Annotated in this window: 20 protein-coding genes; 10 read left to right on the top strand and 10 right to left on the bottom strand. The window is 69.1% G+C overall.

The features are described 5' to 3' along the window. Positions 1 to 2: 2 nt before the first annotated feature. The 5 genes from MPE_RS13680 to MPE_RS13660 all read right to left on the bottom strand — a co-directional run bounded on the left by MPE_RS13680 (position 3) and on the right by MPE_RS13660 (position 4,266). A complete protein-coding gene (locus MPE_RS13680) occupies positions 3 to 1,259 on the bottom strand; it encodes a type II toxin-antitoxin system HipA family toxin (RefSeq protein WP_011830296.1) in 1,257 nt (418 codons plus the stop codon). Between the two features lie 10 nt (positions 1,260 to 1,269). Then, positions 1,270 to 1,485 carry a helix-turn-helix domain-containing protein gene (locus MPE_RS13675; protein ID WP_310733859.1) on the bottom strand — a complete coding sequence of 72 codons (216 nt, stop codon included), beginning with the start codon at positions 1,483 to 1,485 and terminating at the stop codon, positions 1,270 to 1,272. A gap of 181 nt (positions 1,486 to 1,666) precedes the next feature. Beyond that, positions 1,667 to 1,879, bottom strand: a complete 213-nt coding sequence (locus MPE_RS13670; protein WP_041929691.1) for a ribbon-helix-helix domain-containing protein — start codon at positions 1,877 to 1,879, stop codon at positions 1,667 to 1,669. 32 nt (positions 1,880 to 1,911) lie between these two features. Next, a complete protein-coding gene (locus MPE_RS13665) occupies positions 1,912 to 3,168 on the bottom strand; it encodes a tyrosine-type recombinase/integrase (protein ID WP_011830293.1) in 1,257 nt (418 codons plus the stop codon). A gap of 174 nt (positions 3,169 to 3,342) precedes the next feature. Then, positions 3,343 to 4,266, bottom strand: a complete 924-nt coding sequence (locus MPE_RS13660; RefSeq protein ID WP_011830292.1) for a YicC/YloC family endoribonuclease — start codon at positions 4,264 to 4,266, stop codon at positions 3,343 to 3,345. Between the two features lie 28 nt (positions 4,267 to 4,294). Between MPE_RS13660 and MPE_RS13655 the strand changes: the two genes are divergently transcribed. From MPE_RS13655 to hemW, 5 genes are read left to right on the top strand one after another with little or no spacing between them, the layout of a single operon-like run. Continuing rightward, positions 4,295 to 5,263: a serine/threonine protein kinase gene (locus MPE_RS13655; RefSeq protein WP_011830291.1), complete on the top strand. Its 969-nt coding sequence runs from the start codon at positions 4,295 to 4,297 to the stop codon at positions 5,261 to 5,263. A gap of 10 nt (positions 5,264 to 5,273) precedes the next feature. Continuing rightward, positions 5,274 to 6,194, top strand: coding sequence for a PP2C family protein-serine/threonine phosphatase (locus tag MPE_RS13650; RefSeq protein WP_011830290.1), 921 nt, complete (start codon positions 5,274 to 5,276; stop codon positions 6,192 to 6,194). Positions 6,195 to 6,204: 10 nt separating this feature from the next. After that, positions 6,205 to 6,930, top strand: coding sequence for a ribonuclease PH (gene rph / locus MPE_RS13645; protein WP_011830289.1), 726 nt, complete (start codon positions 6,205 to 6,207; stop codon positions 6,928 to 6,930). A gap of 10 nt (positions 6,931 to 6,940) precedes the next feature. After that, on the top strand, positions 6,941 to 7,567 hold the full coding sequence (rdgB, locus tag MPE_RS13640) for an RdgB/HAM1 family non-canonical purine NTP pyrophosphatase (protein WP_011830288.1): 627 nt from the start codon (positions 6,941 to 6,943) through the stop codon (positions 7,565 to 7,567). Further along, positions 7,564 to 8,817, top strand: a complete 1,254-nt coding sequence (hemW, locus tag MPE_RS13635; RefSeq protein WP_011830287.1) for a radical SAM family heme chaperone HemW — start codon at positions 7,564 to 7,566, stop codon at positions 8,815 to 8,817. Before rdgB ends, hemW begins: the two co-directional genes overlap by 4 nt. A gap of 17 nt (positions 8,818 to 8,834) precedes the next feature. Here hemW and MPE_RS13630 read toward each other — a convergent pair whose 3' ends face one another. Genes MPE_RS13630 through MPE_RS13620 form a run of 3 tightly spaced genes read right to left on the bottom strand, consistent with a single transcriptional unit; the run spans position 8,835 to position 11,554 of the window. After that, positions 8,835 to 9,923: a protein-glutamate methylesterase/protein-glutamine glutaminase gene (locus tag MPE_RS13630; protein WP_011830286.1), complete on the bottom strand. Its 1,089-nt coding sequence runs from the start codon at positions 9,921 to 9,923 to the stop codon at positions 8,835 to 8,837. A gap of 55 nt (positions 9,924 to 9,978) precedes the next feature. Beyond that, entirely contained in the window at positions 9,979 to 10,662 is a 684-nt protein-coding gene (cheD, locus tag MPE_RS13625; protein ID WP_011830285.1) for a chemoreceptor glutamine deamidase CheD, read from the bottom strand. A gap of 25 nt (positions 10,663 to 10,687) precedes the next feature. Then, positions 10,688 to 11,554: a CheR family methyltransferase gene (locus tag MPE_RS13620; protein WP_011830284.1), complete on the bottom strand. Its 867-nt coding sequence runs from the start codon at positions 11,552 to 11,554 to the stop codon at positions 10,688 to 10,690. A 148-nt stretch (positions 11,555 to 11,702) separates the two neighbouring features. Here MPE_RS13620 and MPE_RS13615 point away from each other — a divergent pair, with 148 nt between their 5' ends. The 3 genes from MPE_RS13615 (at position 11,703) to MPE_RS13605 (ending at position 13,765) form a co-directional block, all read left to right on the top strand. Further along, positions 11,703 to 12,458 (top strand): GGDEF domain-containing protein, encoded by a 756-nt coding sequence (locus MPE_RS13615; RefSeq protein WP_011830283.1) that lies wholly within the window; start codon positions 11,703 to 11,705, stop codon positions 12,456 to 12,458. 12 nt (positions 12,459 to 12,470) lie between these two features. After that, positions 12,471 to 13,271, top strand: a complete 801-nt coding sequence (locus MPE_RS13610) for a MinD/ParA family protein (protein WP_011830282.1) — start codon at positions 12,471 to 12,473, stop codon at positions 13,269 to 13,271. An 83-nt stretch (positions 13,272 to 13,354) separates the two neighbouring features. Next, positions 13,355 to 13,765 carry a group II truncated hemoglobin gene (locus MPE_RS13605; protein WP_011830281.1) on the top strand — a complete coding sequence of 137 codons (411 nt, stop codon included), beginning with the start codon at positions 13,355 to 13,357 and terminating at the stop codon, positions 13,763 to 13,765. 21 nt (positions 13,766 to 13,786) lie between these two features. On the opposite strand, the gene MPE_RS13600 is transcribed toward MPE_RS13605, so the two are convergent. Both MPE_RS13600 and radC read right to left on the bottom strand, forming a co-directional pair. Further along, a complete protein-coding gene (locus MPE_RS13600) occupies positions 13,787 to 14,491 on the bottom strand; it encodes a Smr/MutS family protein (RefSeq protein ID WP_011830280.1) in 705 nt (234 codons plus the stop codon). Continuing rightward, positions 14,488 to 15,156, bottom strand: coding sequence for a RadC family protein (radC, locus tag MPE_RS13595; RefSeq protein ID WP_011830279.1), 669 nt, complete (start codon positions 15,154 to 15,156; stop codon positions 14,488 to 14,490). Before radC ends, MPE_RS13600 begins: the two co-directional genes overlap by 4 nt. A gap of 50 nt (positions 15,157 to 15,206) precedes the next feature. Between radC and MPE_RS13590 the strand changes: the two genes are divergently transcribed. Next, complete coding sequence (locus MPE_RS13590) at positions 15,207 to 15,668, top strand: FKBP-type peptidyl-prolyl cis-trans isomerase (protein ID WP_011830278.1); 462 nt, start codon at positions 15,207 to 15,209, stop codon at positions 15,666 to 15,668. Further along, positions 15,668 to 16,657: a 4-hydroxy-3-methylbut-2-enyl diphosphate reductase gene (gene ispH, locus MPE_RS13585; protein WP_011830277.1), complete on the top strand. Its 990-nt coding sequence runs from the start codon at positions 15,668 to 15,670 to the stop codon at positions 16,655 to 16,657. The genes MPE_RS13590 and ispH overlap by 1 nt, the downstream gene beginning before the upstream one ends. Positions 16,658 to 16,693 lie beyond the last annotated feature (36 nt).

Below are 16,693 nucleotides of genomic sequence, written 5' to 3'. Positions count from 1 at the left end.
CGTCACGCGGTCAGGCGCGCTGCCAGCTTCTTGGTCGTCGTCGACACGAAGCGCACGAGCCGCTCGGCCAGCGTGCAGGCCGCTGGCGTGAGTGCGGGGGCGATCTCGCGCGCGGCCTGGTCGATGGCCGTGGGCACGCGGTCGGCCATGTCCCGCGCCTGCTGAGCCAGGAAGCGCGGTTGCATGCCTAGCTGCCGGGCCATCAGCGCCAGGTGCTCGGCGCCCATCTCGCCCGGCCTGACCTCGCCGCCGATCGCAAAGGCAAACTCGGGCGACAGGCCCGGGTACAGCCGCGTGCACAGCAGGTCGTAGAACGGCGTCAGCGTCACGCCTTGGCCGGGCACGCTGTAGATCGACAGGTTCTTGGCGTGGCTGTCGTTGTTGCCGACGTACAGATTGAAGAACACCCAGCGCACCAGGTGGCGCAGGTCGACGGCGGGCTGCGCGCTGTAGCGGCGGATCAGATCGGCGCAGGCGGCCAAGCCCGGGCCGCCTTCCTTCTCGTACTTGCGGTCCGACACCGTGCCAGCCAGCTGGCACAGGTCGTACTGGACCAGCCGCGCCAGCGTGCCGTCGGCGCGCAGCTGACGGTCGAAGCGGCGCACGACGCAGGCTTCGGTGCGCGGTTCGTAGAAGACCTCGGCCGTCGGCAGGCCGGCCAGCGCCGCGGCGCGCATCACGATGGCCTCATTGGCGGCCGAGTGCCAGACCTTGGCCAGACGGCGGATGTTGGGCTTGAGGATGTGCGTGGACGGCGAGGTGCCCTTGGGCAGCTGCGGCACGCCGTCGTCGAAGATCGCCAGGCTGGTCTTGTCCTGCGCCCCGGCCAGCGAGATGCGGTCGCCTTGCTCGTGGATGTCGATGGCAGAAGCCGACCGCTTGGCCAGGATCGCGGCGATGGCCTCCCAGGTCGTGGCTTCGTAGCGGGGCGGTTCCGGCGTTTGGCCGGCCGCCACCAGCACGAAGGCCCCCGCGGTGTCGCCAGCCACCGCCAGCAGCAACGAGAAGAGCGTGGATGCCTTGCGCTGGGCGGCCAGGTAGTCGCGCAGTTCACCCTCGGGCAGCAGGTTCTCGAAGAAGGCCTGCACCTCGGGCGTGGCCTGTCGGCCCGGCTGCAGCGGGATGGCGGCCAGCGACATGCGTTGCCCGGCTTCCAGCCAGGTCGATGCGTACTCGAAGGCCAGCGGCGCGCTGTCGTGCACGGCACCGACCCGGTCGCTGCCGTAGTAGACATCCAGCCGATCGGGCCGTGGTTGCATCACCCGCGCCTCACAGCGAGGAGGTCGAACGAGAGGCCTTGGTGCGCACCACCACCTCCAGGCCCAGCAGGTCCATGAGATCCAGCACCTTCTGCAGTTGCACCGTCGGCTTGCCGTTCTCCAGGTCGACGATGAAGCGGTTGCCGGTGTTGCCGAGGCCGGCGAGGTCGAGCTGCTTCAGCGCCAGCCGCTTGCGCTGCTCACGGATCACGAGGCCCAACTCCACGGAGGAGCGGATCGGCGTCTCTGAGTCGGCGGAGTGACCGAGCGGTAAGTCTTGGGCCGACGACGGCATGGCAGGCGCTTGAAGTTACCTTTCGGTCATTTTCGGTGCCGACCCGCTGGAGGTCAAGCGAAAAGTGACTGATCGGTAATCAGCGTCTCGCCTACGATGAGCAGTCGGCATCTCAGCGCGAGTCGCCGGCCGGCGTGCCGCCGCGCCTTGTCTCATCGGCCGCCAACCTGTTACCCAATCGACGGTCTTGCTGATCCGCGGCATCGCTGCGAATCAGCTGGCGCAAGTACTCGCCTGCATTCACGTAGCCGCCCTGCGCCACGCGTCGGGCGACGTACTCGAGGAGGTCCGGCGGCAACATGAGCTTGATCCTGTGCAGGCTCATGGCGGCATCATCGAAGTCGGGTGCGCCGGGTGTCAAGCTGCCTTGGCCTTGCCGGTCTTGGCCGTCGCGTCATCGCGCCCCAGCTTCAGCAGCAACCGGCCCCAAGCTTCCAGAGCCCGCCGCCGCTCCTCGAAGTAGTCGTGCCGGTTGTAGACACCTTCCACGCCCTTGAGCTTGTGGTTCAGACAACGCTCGGCCACGTGCGGCTCCACGCCCAGGGCGGCCAGGTGGGTGCGCGCGGTGCGGCGGAAGTCGTGCACCGTGAAGTGGGACAGGCCGTGCTTCACCTTGCCCATCGCCACGCCCAGGGTCGACTCGCAGACGTGCGGCACCATGCGGGTCTGGAGCTTGCGCGCCGGCAGCACGTGCTCGGCGTTGCAGGCCAGCTCCTTCAGCTTCAGCAGCCACTCCACCGCCATGGTCGGCAGCGGGATGTCCAGCGGCTGGCCGGTCTTGGTGCGGACGCCGGGCAGGTGCCACACCGGCGGGTCGGCCTCCAGCTCGAACTCGTCCCAGCGTGCGGCGATCAGCTCGCCCTTGCGCACGGCCAGCAGCAACAGCAGCTTCACCGTCAGCTCGTTCTGCACGCTGAAGCCCTTGGCCTGGCGCATCGCCTCGAACAGCGTCACCAGCTCATCGCGTGACAGCGCGCGCTCGCGGGCGAGTTCCTTGCCGCCCGCGTCCGCCAGGTCGAAGGCCGCTGCCGGGTTGAAGCGCACCAGGTGGCGCTTGATGGCGTAGTCGAACATGCGCCGCACCCAGCGCAGCACGTCGTTGGCGATGGTCGGCGCGCCGCGCTTGACGACGGCGCGCAGCATGGCGTCGATGTGCCTCGGCTCCACCGCATCCAGGGCCAGCTTGCCCAGGTGCGGCTTGATGTCCTTCTCGATGCGGCTGCGCACGATGTTCGGGTGCTTCCAACGGCCATTGATCATGCGCTCGAAGTACTCGTCGGCGAGCTGGCCGACGGTGGTGACGCTGCGCGCGGCCTCGATGCGGGCCAGGGCGGTGGACTTGCGCTCCTGCTTCTCGCCGGCCACGTCATGGCCGAGGGCGATCTTGGCGCGGAGTTCCTTCGCGGCTTGGCGTGCGGCGGCGAGGGTGAGATCCGAGTAGCTGCCGATCTCCATCACCCTCGGCTTGCCGGCGAAGCGGTAGCGCAGTCGCCAGCTGGGCGCCGTGCGCTTCTCTCGCCAGGTCAGCACGAGACCATCGCCGTCGGAGCGGCCCTCGAATCGTTCCCCGGACCGGATCCAGGCCCGGATCGCCACGTCAGTCAGCTTTCCCATCGCCACCCCCTGCCGTGTGTACACACTGCCGGCCCGTGGGCCCTGTGGGTACACGCTTGTGTACACACAGATTCTGGGATGGGGTGGGCCGCTGTTCAACCTCCTGAAACGCTAAACCCGCGTAAACGCTGGACTTTCCGGCCGCTTGGGGGTGTCAGGAGACCCCGTGAACCCTCACTCGATGTTCTGCACCTGCTCGCGCATCTGCTCGATCGCGACCTTCATCTCCACGGAGATCTGCGTCAGCTCCAATGCGGCCGACTTCGAGCCCAGCGTGTTGGCCTCGCGCTGCAACTCTTGAATCAGGAAGTCCAGGCGCTTGCCGAGCTCGCCACCGGCCTTCAACAGACGTTCGATCTCGTCGAGGTGGGCGCCGAGCCGCGCCAGCTCCTCGGCCACGTCGATCCGGATGGCATAAGCGGCCGCCTCGTTCAGGGCGCGTTCCTGCAGTGCCTGCTGCGGCAGGGTCTGCGCAGCACCGCTCGATGCCAGGGCTTCCTGCCAGCGCTCCAAGAAGCGTTGCTGCTGGCGCTGCACCACCTGCGGCACCAGCGGCTGGGCATCGCTGGCCAGCTGCCGCACGCGGTGGACGCGCTGCATCAGCACCACAACGAGCTTCTCGCCCTCGCGCGCGCGCGCTTCGACCAGCCCCGTCACGGCGCGCCGGGCGGCATCGAGCGCCGCGTCGTCGAGCCGCACCGCCGGCGCCGCGCCGCGGCACCACTGCAGCACCTCGTGCACCGTCAGCGGCGGGGCGTTCGGCAGCCACGATTGCACGGTGTTTTCCAGGCGCGACAGCGTGTGCAGCTGATCGGTCTGCGGCTGGGGCCAAGCGGTGCCGGCGTCGTCCCGCGTCGCGAGCCGCAACTCGATCTTGCCGCGCCGCAGCTGGCCGGTGATCAGCTCACGCAGCGCCGGTTCCAGCGCGCGCATTTCGTCAGGCATGCGAAATGCGATGTCCAGGAAGCGGCTGTTGACCGAGCGCAATTCCACCATCACCCCGGCGAACGGACCGTGCCCGCTCTCGCTGGCGTTTTCCCCTGTGGCGGAGGCCCCGGTCGATGCGCTTGCATAACCGGTCATGCTGTAAACTGCCATCGAACTTATCGCATTGCAAAATCCGATTATGTCAAAGCTGAAACCCGCGCCACTGCCTGCGGGCACCGTGGTCGGGGGTTACCAGGTCATCAAGAAGTTGGCGGCCGGCGGCTTTGGTGTCGTCTATCTCTGCGAAGACAGCGAGCGGCGGCTGATCGCGCTGAAGGAATACCTGCCCGCCTCGCTGGCCGAACGTTCGGTGGGTGAACTCACGCCCCGAGTCAAACCCGAGAAGCAGCCGCTGTATCGCCTGGGCTTGAAGAGCTTCTTCGAGGAAGGCCGTTCGCTCGCGCAGATCAGCCACCCGAGCGTGGTCTCGGTGCTGAACTTCTTCCGCGAGAACGAGACCGTCTACATGGTGATGAACTACCTGCAGGGCGACACCCTTCAGGACTTCATCGTCACGGCACGCGACCTGAAGCGCGACAAGGTTTTCAGGGAATCGACGATTCGTTCACTGTTCGACGAGATCCTCCGTGGACTGCGCATCGTGCATCAGCACAAGATGCTGCACTTGGACATCAAGCCGGCGAACATCTTCATCACGAACGACAACAAGGCGGTCATGCTCGACTTCGGCGCGGCCCGCGAGGTGCTGTCGAAGGAAGGCAATTTCATCCGTCCCATGTACACGCCGGGTTTCGCTGCGCCTGAGATGTACCGGCGCGATGGCACGCTCGGCCCCTGGACCGACATCTACGCGATCGGCGCGTGCATCTACGCCTGCATGCAGGGCTATCCGCCGAACGACGCGCCGCAGCGCATCGAGAAGGACCGCCTCGGGCTTTCGCTGTCGCGCTTGCGCAATGTGTATTCCGACAACCTGATCGAAGTCACCGAATGGTGCATGTCGCTCGACCCGCTGTCGCGCCCGCAGAGCGTGTTCGCGCTGCAGAAGGAACTGGCGCGCGAGACCGAGCGCCGCTACACCAAGCTCAGCTTCAGCGAGCGGCTGAAGCTGCAGCTCGAAAACATCAAGACCGGCGCGAAGGCGTGAGGATCGCCGCATGAGGTTCTCCGTCTACCAGATCAGCCGCAAGGGCGGCCGCGAGAAGAACGAAGACCGCATGGGCTATTGCTACACGCGGGATTCGGGGCTGTTCGCGCTGGCCGACGGCATGGGAGGGCACCCGGAGGGCGAGGTCGCCTCGCAGCTCGCGCTGCAGACGCTGGCCGCCATGTTCCAGCGCGATGCCAAGCCGGTGCTGAAGGACCCGATGCGCTTCCTGCACGATGCCATCATCGCGGGCCATCACCAGCTGATCCGCTACGCCACCGAGAAGGCGTTGATCGACACGCCACGCACCACCATTGTCGCCTGCGTTCTGCAGGGCAACACCGCCTACTGGGCGCACTGCGGCGATTCCCGGCTCTACCTGGTTCGCGGCGACAAGCTCATCGCCCGCACCCGCGACCACAGCTATTCCGAGCTGCAGGACACGATGGCGCAGGTCGTGCCGATGGGCGAGCGCTTCAACCGCAATGTGCTGTTCACTTGTCTGGGCAGCCCGGGCAAGCCCGTCGTCGATACCGTGGGGCCGTTGATCCTGCAGAAGCGCGATCGCCTGCTGCTCTGCTCCGACGGTCTGTGGGGCAGCATCAGCGACGACACCATCACCGAGCAGCTCGCCACGCGCTCGATCTCCGACGCCGTGCCTGAACTCGTCGAGCAGGCCCTGCGCAAGGGGGGTCCGAAGAGCGACAACGTGACAGTGCTCTCGGTCGAGTGGGAGGCGGCGGAGAATGCCGTCCCGGACCAGGCCATATCCACCCAGACCCTGGGCGAGGAGGTGTTCGCCTCCACGATCCAGGCCAGTGTCGGCGCCGGCTCCGGCGAACCCGACGAGCTGGACGAAGCCGAGATCGACCGCTCGATCCGCGAGATCAACGAGGCCATCCGGCGCTCGTCCGAATCCAAGAAGCACTGAAAGGCCCGCCATGGGTTTCGAACGCACGCAAGCCCGTGCAGCGGACGCTTTGCGCCCGCTCACCATCACCCGCCGCTACACGAAGCACGCCGAGGGTTCGGTGCTGATCGCCTTCGGCGACACCAAGGTGCTGTGTACGGCCTCGGTCGAGGAGAAGGTGCCGCCGCACAAGCGCGGCTCCGGCGAGGGCTGGGTCACCGCCGAGTACGGCATGTTGCCGCGCTCCACCCACACGCGCAGCGATCGTGAGGCCGCGCGCGGCAAGCAGAGCGGTCGCACGCAGGAGATCCAGCGCCTGATCGGTCGCTCGCTGCGCGCGGTGTTCGACTTGAAGGCATTGGGCGAACGCAGCATCCACCTCGACTGCGACGTGCTGCAGGCCGACGGTGGCACGCGCACCGCGGCGATCACCGGCGCCTACGTGGCGGCGCACGACGCGGTGACCTGGCTGCTGGCGCAGGGCAAGATCGGGGCCTCGCCGATCCGCGAGCCGGTGGCAGCGGTCAGCGTCGGCATCGTGCAGGGCACGCCCCTGCTGGATCTCGAGTACATCGAGGACTCCGCCTGCGATACCGACATGAATGTCGTGATGACCGGTGCCGGCCACTTCATCGAGGTGCAGGGTACCGCCGAAGGCGCTGCCTTCAGTCGCGCCGAGATGGACCGGCTGCTGGCGCTAGCCGAGCAGGGCATCCGTACCCTGGTCGCGGCCCAGGCCGCGGCGTTGAAGGACTGAGGTCCCCGCCGTGCGCGTGGTCCTGGCCTCCAACAACGCGAAGAAGCTGGTCGAACTGCAGCGGCTGTTCGCCGCGCTGCCGATCGAACTGGTGACGCAGGGTTCGCTGGGCATCGCCGAGGCCGAGGAGCCGCACCACACCTTCGTCGAGAACGCGTTGGCCAAGGCGCGGCACGCCGCTGCAGAGGCGGGCTGTGCGGCGATCGCCGACGACTCCGGCCTGTGTGTCGATGCGCTGGGGGGCGCTCCCGGGGTCGTTTCGGCCCATTACGCGACGGTCGTGCTGCCGGCCGCCGATCGCGAGGCACAGCGTGCAGTGCAGGACGCCGCCAACAACGCGCTGCTGCTCGATCGACTGCAAGGGCAGGCGGACCGGCGCGCCAGCTTCGTCAGCACCCTGGTCGCTTTGCGCCATGCCGACGATCCCCAGCCGCTGATCGCTTTCGGCCGCTGGCAGGGCGAAATCCTCGACGCGCCGCGCGGCGAGGCCGGCTTCGGCTACGACCCGCTGATGTTCATCCCGGCGCTCGGCCGCAGCGTCGCGCAGATGCCGGCCGAAGAGAAGAGCCGCTGCAGCCACCGGGCTCTCGCCGCGCGCGACATGCTTGCGCTGATGCGCGCACACTGGCTCGCGTGAACACGCGAGCTATCGACGTCGCGGCGCTGCACCAGCGCGCCGGCACGCTGCAATTGGCGGCCTTGCCGCCGCTGGCGCTGTACGTCCACCTGCCGTGGTGCCTGAAGAAGTGCCCCTACTGCGATTTCAACTCGCATGAGTTGACGACGGCGCCCATGCTCCGGCCCGACAGGCCCGGGGCTGGAACAGGCCGTGCGCTCGACGCCGGAGTGGAGTCGCGCTACCTCGACGCGCTGCGCGCCGACCTGGAGGGGGCTCTGCCGCTGGTCTGGGGCCGGCGCGTGGTCAGCGTCTTCATCGGCGGCGGCACGCCCAGCCTGTTCTCGCCCGACGCGATCGGGCAACTGCTGGCCGACGTGCGCGCCCGGTTGCCGCTGGAGCCCGGCTGCGAGATCACGCTCGAGGCCAACCCGGGCACCTTCGAGCGGGAGCGCTTCCGCGCTTTCCGCGCGGCCGGCGTGACGCGTCTGTCGATCGGCGTGCAGAGCTTCGACGACGCCAAGCTGAAGGCGCTGGGCCGGGTGCACGATCGCGCCCAGGCCCTGGCGGCTGTCGAGGAAGCGCGCTCGGCCTTCGACACCTTCAACCTCGACCTGATGTACGCGTTGCCAGGCCAGAGCCTGGCCGATTGCGAGGCCGACGTGCGGCAGGCGCTCACCTTCGAGCCGCCGCACCTGAGCGTCTACCACCTGACGCTGGAGCCGAACACCCAGTTCGCGTCGCGCCCGCCGGCCGGTCTGCCCGACGACGACACCGCCTTCGGCATGCTCGATCGCATCACCGAACTCACCACCGCAGCGGGCCTGGGGCGCTACGAAGTCTCGGCCTATGCGCGGCCCGGCCATCGCTGCCAGCACAACCTCAACTACTGGCAGTTCGGCGACTACTTGGGCATCGGGGCCGGTGCTCACAGCAAGCTCAGCTTCGCGCACCGCGTCCTGCGCCAGACCCGCTGGCGCGAGCCGGCGGCCTACCTGCGGCAGGCGGTGGAGGGCGCGGCGGTGTCCAACGAGCACGAGGTGGCGCGCCAGGAACTGCCGTTCGAGTTCATGCTCAATGCGCTGCGCTTGAGGGAGGGCTTCGAACTGGCCCGGTTCGCCGAGCGCACCGGCCTCGCGGTGACCGCGATCCAGCGCGGGCTGGAGGCGGCCGAGGCCAAGGGCCTGATCGAGCGCGATCTCCAGCGTGTCTGGCCGACCGAGCGCGGCTTCGATTTCCTCAGCGACCTGCAGTCGCTGTTCCTGCCGTAGCCAGCCGGGCGTGAAGCTCAGACCCGGTTGAGCGAGAGGCCCGCGGTGCTGCGCAGGCGATCGAGCAGGTGCGGTGCGATCTGCGACAGCGGCAGCACCTCGTGCGCCGCGCCGGCCGCGATGGCCTCGCGCGGCATGCCGAACACCACGCAGCTCGCCTCGTCCTGGCACAGGTTGTAGCTGCCGGCGTCGCGCATCTCACGCATTGCCTTGGCGCCGTCGGCGCCCATGCCGGTCAGCATGATGCCGATCGCGTTCGGGCCCACCACGCGGGCCGCGCTCTTGAACAGCACCTCGACGCTGGGCTTGTGGCGGTTGACCGGCTCACCGTCCTGCACGCGGGCGACGTAGTTGGCGCCGCTGCGCTCCACGCTCAGGTGCAGGCCGCCGGGGGCGATGTAGGCGTGCCCGGGCAGCACGCGCTCGCCGTCGCGTGCCTCGCGCACGCTGATGCGGCACAGGCCGTCGAGCCGGTTCGCGTAGCTGGTCGTGAAGCCGGGTGGCATGTGCTGGGTGATCACGACGGCCGGGGCGTCGGCCGGCAGCGCCATCAGCACCTCCTTGGTGGCCTCGGTGCCGCCGGTCGAAGCGCCGATGAACACGATCTTCTCGGTCGACAGACGGCCCAGGCTGGCAGCCGGCGCGGCCGCGCGCGGTGCGCTGGCACCGGGCGCCGGCGACGGCGCCGTGACCAGCTTGCGCACGCGGGCCTGGGCCGCGGTGCGGATCTTCTCGGTGATGTCGGCGCCGAGCTGGCGCAGGCCATCGGCGACGCCGATCTTCGGCTTGGCGACAAAGTCGACGGCGCCCAGTTCCAGCGCCTTCAGCGTGACTTCGGCACCGCGCTCGGTCAGCGTGGACACCATCACCACCGGTGTGGGACGCAGCCGCATCAGGCGCGACAGGAAGTCGATGCCGTCCATGCGCGGCATCTCGACGTCGAGCGTGATGACGTCGGGATCGAGGTTGCGGATCATCTCGCGCGCGACGATCGGGTCGCTGGCCGCGCCGACGCAGCTCATGTCCGGTTCGCGGTTGATGATCTCGGTGAGCAGGCTGCGCACCAGCGCCGAATCGTCCACCACCACCACACGGATCTTCGCCATCTTGTTCTCCCTGTTCTTGTGTCCTCGATGCACCGTCCTGTCGCCGCCGGTCGGCTCAGAACAGGTCCACCGAGCCCCCACCGCCCGTGGCCGGCAGCACGGCCTTCGCGGCCGCGCGATCCTGCGCCACCAGGGCGTCGGTGTTGGTCGCTGCCAGCCGCTTGACCATCGCCTTGCCGCTGGCCGGGAAGAAGCACACCTTGCGCGGGTAGATGTCGAGCACGTCCTTGCTGACCACCGGGATGCGCTCGGTCTTCAGGTAGTCCAGCACGAAGGCGGTGTTGCGCTCGCCGACGTTGAGCGTGTTCATCCCGCTCACCACCGCGCCGCCGCCGAACACCTTGGCCTCGAGCGTCAGGCGGTTCGCGCCGCGCTTGAGCATCTCGTTGATGAGCAACTCCATCGCATAGGAACCGTAGCGGCCCGATTCCATCGCACCGCCGCCGTCGGGCAGCATGAAGTGGTTGAGTCCGCCGATGCGGCGCTCGCGGTCCCACAGGCAGGCGGCGATGCAGGAGCCCAGCGTGGTCATGATCAGCAGATCTTCGTCATGGACGAAGTACTCGCCCGGCAGCACCTTCACGGCGTCGGCCTTGAAGTGGGCGTCGAAGAAGAAAAAGGAGGCCTCGCCTGGCTTGCGCGGCGCGGCCTTCAACTGCTCGAGGCGGGAGAACGGGCGGCCGGTGCCGCGCGCGGGGCCGGCGGCAGCGCCTGTGGGATGGGCGATGGAAGAGAGCATGAGGGCAGGGGCCGGGTCGGTAAATTCAGCGATCCACGCGCTCGTAGACCGTCTTGCCGCGCAGGCGGAACAGTTCGCGCGCGTCGCTGAAGTTCTCGGAATGGCCGACGAACAGCAGGCCTCCCGGCTTCATCACGCGGTGGATGCCTTCCAGCACGCGGCGCTGCGTCGGGTTGTCGAAGTAGATCATCACGTTGCGGCAGAACACGATGTCGAACGGGTCTCCCAGCGCCCAGGCGCTGCTCATCAGGTTGAAGGCGCGGAATTCGATCATGCGGGCCAGTTCGGGCTTCACGCGGATCGAGCCGGCGTTGGCGCCTTTGCCGCGCAGGAAGTGCGCGCGCAGCCGTTCGGGGCTCAGGCCGCGAGAGTCCGCGTCGTAGACGCCGCGGCTCGCGGTGGCCAGCACCTTGGTGTCGATGTCGCTGGCGACGAGCTTGACGTTGTGCTGGGAACCCAGCGCCTCGATGACCGTCATCGCCAGCGAATAGGGTTCCTCGCCGGTGGAGGCCGCGTTGCACCACATCCGCACGGCCTGGCCACGCCGTTGCTGCAGCGCCTGCGTCAGCAGCGGAAAGTGGTGCTCCTCTCGGAAGAAGCTCGTCAGGTTGGTGGTCAGGCAGTTCACGAACTCCTGCCACTCCGCCTCGCCGGCAGGGCCGGTGTGCTGTTCCAGCCACTGCAGGTAGCTGCCGACCGAGCGGTGCCCGGTGTCGCGTAGCCGGCGCGACAGCCGGCTGTAGACCATGGCCTGCTTGCCCGGCTGCAGGTTGATGCCGGCACGCTGGTAGATCAGGGCGCAGACGCGCTGGAAGTCGGCGGCTTCGAAATCGAACTCGCGTTCGCCGGCCGGCGGCGAAGCGGACGGGACGGATGACAGCACGGCGCTCATGATGGGGCGAGTTCGGACAGTGGCAGGGGGATCGTCAGGTTTATCGGCGGAAGTCTGGCGATCTTGAGCGGCCGACCGGGCCGCAAGAAGCCGAGCGGAAGCGGTGCAGTTCGCAGCTTCACGCCCGTGTCGCCCCCGCTAGACTGCCGTGATCGTGAAGCCTTCCCGCCCCTCGCCGCCGGACGCGCCCCTGCCCACCGACGGACTCCACCTCGACACCGCGCTGCAACTGCTGCAGCGCGCCGGGCACGCGCTGTCGACGGGTCCGCGCGACGCGACCTGGCTGCAGCAGCTGGTCGACGCGCTGTGCGACCTGTCCAGCCGAGACGCCCTCACCGGCCTGGCCAACCGCCGGCAGTTCGACCTTGCGCTCGAGCGCGAGACCGATCGTGTGGCCCGCTCGGGCGAGGCGGCACTGGTGCTGCTGCTCGACATCGACCATTTCAAGCGCGTCAACGATACCTACGGCCACGCCGCCGGCGACATGGTGCTGCAGGCCGTGGCGCGCACGCTGCAGGAATGCGTACGTCCGATGGACACCGTGGCCCGCTACGGCGGCGAGGAGTTCGCGATCGTGCTGCCCAACTGCCCACCGGCATTCGCCCAGGCGGCCGCCGAGCGCGTGCGCCGAGCGGTCGAGGCGCGCACCGTCCCGTTGCCACAGGGCACCATGCTGAGTGTCACCCTGAGCGCCGGTGGTGCCTTCGCTCCGCCATGGGTGCGCTCGTCGGCCCGCCTGTGGACCGAGCGTGCCGACGCCCAGCTCTACCGTGCCAAGGCCGAGGGCCGCAACCGCACGTGCATCGAGCCGACTGCCGTCTCGCTCGTCAGTGCCGAAGAGCGCGGCATGCTGTTCTCGCCCAGTCTGCCGATGCCACTCGACGATGCGGCGGCCACCTCCTAACTCCTCACCGCCATGACCACCGCTCCCACCGACCGACCCGCGCCGAACGACGCGCCGCCGCGCGCCCGCATCCTGGCCGTCACCAGCGGCAAGGGTGGGGTCGGCAAGACCTTCATTTCCGCCAATCTCGCGGCGGCGCTGGCGCGCCGTGGCCTGCGCGTGCTGGTGCTCGACGCCGATCTGGGCCTGGCCAACCTCGACGTGGTGTTGAACCTGCATCCCAAGATCACGTTGCACGATGTCTTCACCAGCGATGCCACGCTGGAGCAGGCGGTGCTGCCGGCGCCCGGCGGCTTCTCGGTGCTGCTGGCTGGCTCGGGACTGGTCGAATATTCGCGGCTGACGCCCGAGGTGCGCGAGAAGCTGCTCGCGGTGATCGAGGAAGTGACGCCGCGTTTCGACATCGTGCTGCTCGACACCGGCGCGGGCATCTCCGACGTGGTGCTCTACACCGTGTCGCTGGCCGACGAGGTGCTGATCGTCGCCACGCCGGAGCCGACCTCGATGACCGATGCCTACGCCACCATCAAGGTGCTGGCGATGCAGCAGTCACGGCGCGAACTGCGGCTGGTGGTGAACCAGGTGCCGCGCGCCGGCGACGGGCGGGGCGTCGCGCTGCAACTGCAGCAGGTGATCGACCGTTTCGTCAGTTCGGCCGTGGACACGCCGGTGCGGCTGGAACTGCTGGGCGAGGTGCCGCTCGACCCCTCGGTCCGCGACGCCGTCAAGAAGCGTCAACTGGTCGTCGAGACACTGCCGGGCACGCCCGCCGCGCAAGCGGTGAGCCAGCTGGCGGCGCGGCTCAGCCCCTGAACCTGCCGCGTCCGCCGGGCGCCGCCGCCGCCGCCGCTGGCGCATGCCCCCCGCCCGCCGCAACCGCTATGCTCCGGGCCGAAATGACCACGACCCCTCCTGAATCCACCGCCCCGGCGACACCCTACGAATGGGTCGGCGGCGAGCACGCCGTGCGCGCGCTCGTCGACCGCTTCTACGACCTGATGGACCTGGAGCCCGGCTTCCACGACCTGCGCCGCCTGCACCCGAGCACGCTGGACGGCTCGCGCGACAAGCTGTTCTGGTTCCTGTGCGGCTGGCTCGGGGGGCCGGATCTCTACGTCGAGCGCTTCGGCCACCCGCGCCTGCGCGCGCGGCACCTGCCCTATTCGATCGGCGTGCGCGAACGTGACCAGTGGATGGCCTGCATGGAGCAGGCGATGCACGAATGCGAGCTCGACCCCTTGCTCGTCTCGCGGCTCAAGGCTTCGTTCGCCAACACGGCCGACTGGATGAGGAACCGGGGCACCTGAGGGCCGCGGTTCCTCTTCGGTCTAGACCGACGAAGGCGGCGCGCCGAGCAGCACGACGAGCGCGCCGGCGCCGCCTTCGGACCCGCGCGCCTGCGTGAAGGCCAGCACCTCGGCCTTCTGCACCAGCCAGGTCCTCACCTTGGCCTTCAGCACGGCCTGCCGGCCCGGTGAGCCATTGCCCTTGCCGTGCACCACGCGCACGCAACGCAAGCCTTGCCGACCGGCCTCGCGCAGGAAGTCGGCGAGCCGCTCGCGGGCCTCGTCCCGGCGCAGGCCGTGCAGGTCGAGATGGGCCTGGATGGCCCAGCCGCCGCGCCGCAACTTCCTGACGACGTCGATACCCACGCCGCTGCGGCGGTAGGACAGCGCTTCATCCGTGTCGAGCAGCGACTCCACATCGAACTCGTCGGACAGCGCCTCGCGCAGCGCGGCCTGCTCGTCACGCTGGCGTTGCAGCGGCACGGGCTCCGGCTTGGGCCGTGGCACCGGCGCGCGCACGGCGCGCTGGAGCGGAAACACCGGGCCGACGCTGAGCGCGAACAGGTCGCGCTCGCGCCGCAGGCGCGCCTCGGTGGCACGTTGCTCGGCCTCGAGCCGAGCCTGCTCTTGCGCGGCGTCGTCGATCCGGCGCTTCAGGGCCTTCAGGTCCTGCAGGCTGCCGGCCACCGGCGCGGCGGCCTTGCGGCGCGTTCGGCGCGCCCGGCCAACGGGCGGGTCGGCACTCACAGCAGCCCCCGCTCGGCGAACGACACCACGCTGCCCCGTGCCACCACGAAGTGATCGAGCACCCGCACGTCGACCAGCGCCAGCGCGGCCTTCAGCGCCTGTGTCAGGGCCTCGTCGGCACGCGAGGGCTCGGCCACGCCGGACGGGTGGTTGTGGGCCAGGATCGCCGCCGCGGCGTTGAGCGCCAGCGCGCGCTTGACCACTTCGCGCGGGTACACGCTCGCTTGATTCAGCGTGCCGCGGAACAGCTCCTCGAAGGCCAGCAGCCGGTGCTGCGTGTCGAGGAACAGCACGGCAAACACCTCGTGCGGCTTGCTGGCCAACTGGAGCTGCAGGTAGTCCTTCACGGCCTGCGGCGAGTCGAACACCGGGGTCTGCGCCAGCCGCGAGGCCAGGCTGCGGCGGGCGATCTCCAGCACTGCTGCCAGCTCGGCCCGCTTGGCCGGCCCCAGCCCCTTCACGCTGCCGAGCTCGGCTGTGTCGGTTGCCAGCAGTCCGGAGAGTCCGCCGAAACGATCGAGCAGCGCCTGCGCGAGCTGCAGCACGCCCTGGCCCTTGAGCCCGGTGCGCAGCAGCAGCGCCAGCAGTTCTGCGTCGGCCAGCGCCGCCGGGCCGCGGGCGAGCAGCTTTTCGCGGGGTCGGAGGTCGGCGGGAAGGTCTTTCACGGTGCAGTGCGAAAATCCATCCCAGTCTATCGAAGCGAAAGCAAACCTCCGTGGTCAACGCTCAACAGGTCCAGCCCGGGTCCTTCCTGACCCTGCACTACCGGCTCACCGGCCCGGACGGTGCCGATCTGATCAACACCTTCTCCGACAAGCCGGCCACGCTGTCGCTGGGCACCGGCGAGCTGGCGCCGGCCGTGGAGCGGCGCCTGATCGGCCTGGCCGAGGGCGCGCACACCACCTTCCAGCTCGCCCCCGGCGAGGCCTTCGGCGAGCGCAACCTCGAACTGCTGCAGCGCGTGGCGTTGTCGGTGCTGCGCGCGCACGGCGACCCCGACGAGCGCTACGGCGTCGGCGACGTGGTGCAGTTCCCCACGCCGGACGGGCAGGGCGCCTTCGCCGGCGTGCTACGCCAGCTGGGCCCGCCCGAAGAAGACTGGGCGCTGTTCGACTTCAACCACCCGCTCGCCGGCCAGCCGCTGAGCTTCGAGGTGCAACTGATCGGGGTGCTGTGATGACGATGGACACGAGCCCGTCCCACGACGCCGAACGCGGCGTGACCGACGTGCTGCTGGCCGAGCCGCGCGGCTTCTGTGCCGGCGTCGACCGGGCGATCGAGATCGTGGAGCGCGCGATCCGCAAGTTCGGCGCACCGATCTACGTGCGCCACGAGATCGTGCACAACACCTTCGTGGTCAACGACCTGAAGGCCAAGGGCGCGATCTTCATCGAGGACCTGGCCGACGTGCCGCCCGGCGCCACGCTGGTGTTCAGCGCCCACGGCGTGAGCCGTGCAGTGCGCGACGAGGCCGAGGCGCGCGGCTTCAGCGTCTACGATGCCACCTGTCCGCTGGTGACCAAGGTGCACGTCGAGGTGGCCAAGCTGCACAAGGAAGGCTACGAGTTCATCATGATCGGCCACAAGGGGCACCCCGAGGTCGAAGGCACGATGGGCCAGCTGAGCGAGGGCATCTACCTGGTCGAGGACGTCGACGACGTGGCGCAGCTGCGGGTGACGCGCCCCGACCGCCTGGCGGTGGTGACGCAGACCACGCTGTCCACCGACGACGCGGCCGAGATCCTGGCCGCCGTGAAGCGCCGCTTTCCGCAGGTGCGCGAGCCCAAGCAGCAGGACATCTGCTACGCCACCCAGAACCGCCAGGACGCCGTGAAGGTGCTGGCGCCGCAGGTCGACGTGGTGGTGGTGGTGGGCAGCCCGACCAGCTCGAACAGCAACCGCCTGCGCGAGCTGGCCGAACGCCTGGGCACGCCGGCCTACATGGTCGACTCCGCCAGCGACCTGCGGCCCGAGTGGTTCGAGGGATCCGCCCGGGTCGGCTTGACCGCCGGCGCCTCGGCGCCCGAGCTGCTGGTGCGCGAGGTGATCGAGCGCCTGCGCGCGCTGGGTGCGGTGTCGGTGCGCAAGATGGCCGGCGTGGAGGAAACCGTGCGCTTCCCGCTGCCCCTGGGGCTGGGCGACAAATCGATGGAAGGTGTGGCTTGACGCCGCAACCCTAGAATCGCGAGCCTTTTCCCGCCG

Origin of the sequence: Methylibium petroleiphilum PM1, assembly GCF_000015725.1 — a bacterium.
Taxonomy (GTDB): domain Bacteria; phylum Pseudomonadota; class Gammaproteobacteria; order Burkholderiales; family Burkholderiaceae_C; genus Methylibium; species Methylibium petroleiphilum.
This window is presented reverse-complemented; position numbering and strand designations above follow the sequence as displayed.

What these genes read in the sequence shown, in the direction of transcription:
- MPE_RS13680 (WP_011830296.1), bottom strand. Translation starts at nt 1,259, where the DNA reads ATGCAACCACGGCCCGATCGGCTGGATGTCTACTACGGCAGCGACCGG.
- MPE_RS13670 (WP_041929691.1), bottom strand. Translation starts at nt 1,879, where the DNA reads ATGAGCCTGCACAGGATCAAGCTCATGTTGCCGCCGGACCTCCTCGAG.
- MPE_RS13665 (WP_011830293.1), bottom strand. Translation starts at nt 3,168, where the DNA reads ATGGGAAAGCTGACTGACGTGGCGATCCGGGCCTGGATCCGGTCCGGG.
- MPE_RS13660 (WP_011830292.1), bottom strand. Translation starts at nt 4,266, where the DNA reads ATGGCAGTTTACAGCATGACCGGTTATGCAAGCGCATCGACCGGGGCC.
- MPE_RS13655 (WP_011830291.1), top strand. Translation starts at nt 4,295, where the DNA reads ATGTCAAAGCTGAAACCCGCGCCACTGCCTGCGGGCACCGTGGTCGGG.
- MPE_RS13650 (WP_011830290.1), top strand. Translation starts at nt 5,274, where the DNA reads ATGAGGTTCTCCGTCTACCAGATCAGCCGCAAGGGCGGCCGCGAGAAG.
- rph (WP_011830289.1), top strand. Translation starts at nt 6,205, where the DNA reads ATGGGTTTCGAACGCACGCAAGCCCGTGCAGCGGACGCTTTGCGCCCG.
- MPE_RS13630 (WP_011830286.1), bottom strand. Translation starts at nt 9,923, where the DNA reads ATGGCGAAGATCCGTGTGGTGGTGGTGGACGATTCGGCGCTGGTGCGC.
- cheD (WP_011830285.1), bottom strand. Translation starts at nt 10,662, where the DNA reads ATGCTCTCTTCCATCGCCCATCCCACAGGCGCTGCCGCCGGCCCCGCG.
- MPE_RS13620 (WP_011830284.1), bottom strand. Translation starts at nt 11,554, where the DNA reads ATGAGCGCCGTGCTGTCATCCGTCCCGTCCGCTTCGCCGCCGGCCGGC.
- MPE_RS13610 (WP_011830282.1), top strand. Translation starts at nt 12,471, where the DNA reads ATGACCACCGCTCCCACCGACCGACCCGCGCCGAACGACGCGCCGCCG.
- MPE_RS13605 (WP_011830281.1), top strand. Translation starts at nt 13,355, where the DNA reads ATGACCACGACCCCTCCTGAATCCACCGCCCCGGCGACACCCTACGAA.
- ispH (WP_011830277.1), top strand. Translation starts at nt 15,668, where the DNA reads ATGACGATGGACACGAGCCCGTCCCACGACGCCGAACGCGGCGTGACC.